Raw genomic sequence first — 2,659 nt, forward strand, 5'->3', positions numbered from 1 at the left:
CCCCCGAGGTGACCAAGCGGGGCTGGGACAAGCTGCTCAGCCCCTCGATCCAGACCACCGCCAGGTACGACGAGCGCCTCCGGCGTGACCGGGTAATCCAGGTAAAAGTCGGCAGGATCGTTTCTCCCAGCGGTACCGGCCTTTCCGGCACTCCGCGGCCTTCGGCCCCGGTGCCGGAACCGGCACCGGGCAGGTCACGTTTTCACTTCTTGAGCCATGGATTTGTATCCTTCAGAACATGGCCAAGAAGCCCGAAGACTCAGAGCGCCCGGGGCGCATCAAGCAACTCCGTATGATCTCGAAGATCATCAAGGAGGCCAACCCCAAGGGGATGCCGATCGTCTACGCCTCGGCGCTGGGCACGCTCGCGCTGTTCGTGGTGATCGGCCTGGTCACGGGCTGGTTCTGGTACCTGCTCTTCATCGGGATCCTGCTGGCCCTGACCGTCGGGCTGGTGGTGTTCGGCCAGCTCGCCCAGAAGGCGCAGTACTCCATGCTGCACGGGCAGGTCGGCGCCGCCGCCGCGATCCTGCAGGGCATGCGCGGCAACTGGGAGGTCACCCCGGCTGTCGCGGTCACCCGCGACCAGGACATCGTGCACCGCGTGGTCGGCTACCCAGGCATCATCCTGGTCTCGGAGGGGCCGGGCAGCCGGGTGCAGAAGATGCTGGTCGCCGAGAAGAAGCGCGTCCAGCGAGTCGCGCTGGACGTGCCCGTCTACGACATCCAGTCCGGTGACGGCGAGGGGCAGATCCCGCTGGCCAAGCTGCAGCGGCACCTGATGAAGCTGCCCCGCAACCTCAAGAAGCCCGCCCTGTACGAGATCAACAACCGGCTGAAGGCCCTGCCGCAGACGCTGCCGATGCCCAAGGGCCCGCTGCCGCGCGGTGCGAAGATGCCCCGCCCGAAGATGCGCTGATGGGCTCCGCCGGGGTGGGCCGCCACCGGGTGGACGCCGCGGCCACCTCCCGGGCCAACCGCGGCTGGTGGGACGGCGCCGCCGACGAGTACCAGGCCGAGCACGGGGACTTCCTGCGCGACTCCGGGTTCGTCTGGTGTCCCGAGGGGCTGGACGAGGCCGACGCCCGTCTGCTGGGCGATGTCGCGGGCAAGGACGTGCTGGAGATCGGCTGCGGTGCCGGGCAGTGCGGGCGCTGGCTGGCCGGCCAGGGCGCCAGGGTCGCCGCCTTCGACCTGTCCTTCCGCCAGCTTCAGCATTCGCGCCGGATCGACCTGGACGCGGGCGCCGCGCTCCCCGTGGTCCAGGCGGACGCCGAGGTCCTGCCCTTCGCCGACGGGGCGTTCGACCTGGCCTGCTCGGCCTACGGCGCGCTGCCGTTCGTGGCCGACGCCGGAGCCGTCCTCGCCGAGGTCCGCCGGGTGCTGCGCCCCGGGGGCCGCCTGGTCTTCTCGGTGAGCCACCCCGTCCGCTGGGCCTTCCCCGACGACCCCGGCCCCGCCGGGCTGACCTCCGACCGCTCCTACTTCGACCGCTCCGCGTACGTGGAGGTCGGCGAGGACGGGCGTCCGTCCTACGTCGAGCACCATCGCACGATGGCCGACTGGGTCCACCTCATCACCGCCTCCGGGCTGGTGCTGCGGCACCTGACCGAGCCCGAGTGGCCGCCGGGCCACGACCGCGAGTGGGGCGGCTGGAGCCCGCTGCGCGGCCGCCACCTGCCCGGCACCGCGATCTTCACCTGCGCCCGGTAGACGCGCACCCGGCGGCCGGGGCGGCACCCGTGTGCCCGCGACACGGATGGCGCCCCGGCCTCCTTTCCCGCACGCCGGAGATCGTCACAGGTCGGCTACCAGGTGAGATCCAATGCCGCGGGCGGTCGTCCCGGACCGGCCGGGAACGTGGGCCTAGCGGCCGGCGTTCATGACGATCCGGCCGATCTCATCGAAGGTGCCGAAGTCACCGCCGGAGACCAGGTTCTTGGTCATGGCGATCGCGATCCCGGTGGCCGTGTCGGCGTAGGCGGCCGAGCCACCGCTGCCCGCCATCCCGAACAGGGTGGGGGCGTCGAGCAGTTCGGTGGCGCCGATGGCGTACCCGAGGGATCTGGTGACCGGAGTGCCGGTGACCTCGTCCACCCCGGTGATCGCCACCTCGGTGATCTCTCGCAGCCGTTCCGGCGAGACGAGCCTGACGCCGTCCACCTCGCCCAGCAGAGCGGCGTACATGCGGGCCACGGCACGGGCGGACATGGTGCCGCCCGCCGGGATGTCGGAGGTCAGCACATCGGCGCGGTTGCCGAAACCGGCATCCGGCATCGCCGCCATCGGCGCCGCCGTGTAGCCGTCCACCACCCTGAAGAACGGTATGTCGGCGAACATCTCCGCGGCCATCTCCGCGGACATCTCGAAGTCGCTCGGCGCGTCCTCCAGCCGGGCCAGCCTGCCCAGCTCGGATTCCGGGACGCCGAAGAACAGCTCACCGGCCACCCCGAGCGGCCCGGCGACCTCCTCCCGCAGGATCTGCGAGATCGGCCTGCCGGTGCTCCGGCGGACGATCTCCCCGATGAGGTAACCGAACGACTGGGGGTGGTAGCCGGTCCTGGTGCCCGGCTCCCACCAGGGCTTGGCATCGGCGATCGCCGCGCACATCCCGTCCCAGTCGCACAGGTCCTCGGGCGTGGTCCCGGCGGGCACGCCG

The 2,659-nt window shown here is 71.2% G+C and carries 3 protein-coding genes; 2 read left to right on the forward strand and 1 reads right to left on the reverse strand.

The features are described from left to right. Window positions 1-238 precede the first annotated feature (238 nt). Window positions 239-919, forward strand: coding sequence for a DUF4191 domain-containing protein (locus ABZ260_RS49595; protein ID WP_350927880.1), 681 nt, complete (start codon window positions 239-241; stop codon window positions 917-919). Further along, complete coding sequence (locus ABZ260_RS49600) at window positions 919-1,713, forward strand: class I SAM-dependent methyltransferase (protein WP_355632539.1); 795 nt, start codon at window positions 919-921, stop codon at window positions 1,711-1,713. The genes ABZ260_RS49595 and ABZ260_RS49600 overlap by 1 nt, the downstream gene beginning before the upstream one ends. A gap of 153 nt (window positions 1,714-1,866) precedes the next feature. Here ABZ260_RS49600 and ABZ260_RS49605 read toward each other — a convergent pair. After that, on the reverse strand, window positions 1,867-2,659 hold a 793-nt coding region (locus tag ABZ260_RS49605), incomplete at its 5' end, for a serine hydrolase domain-containing protein (protein ID WP_355632542.1).

It is taken from the genome of Streptosporangium sp. NPDC006013 (assembly GCF_040614275.1).
GTDB lineage: Bacteria > Actinomycetota > Actinomycetes > Streptosporangiales > Streptosporangiaceae > Streptosporangium.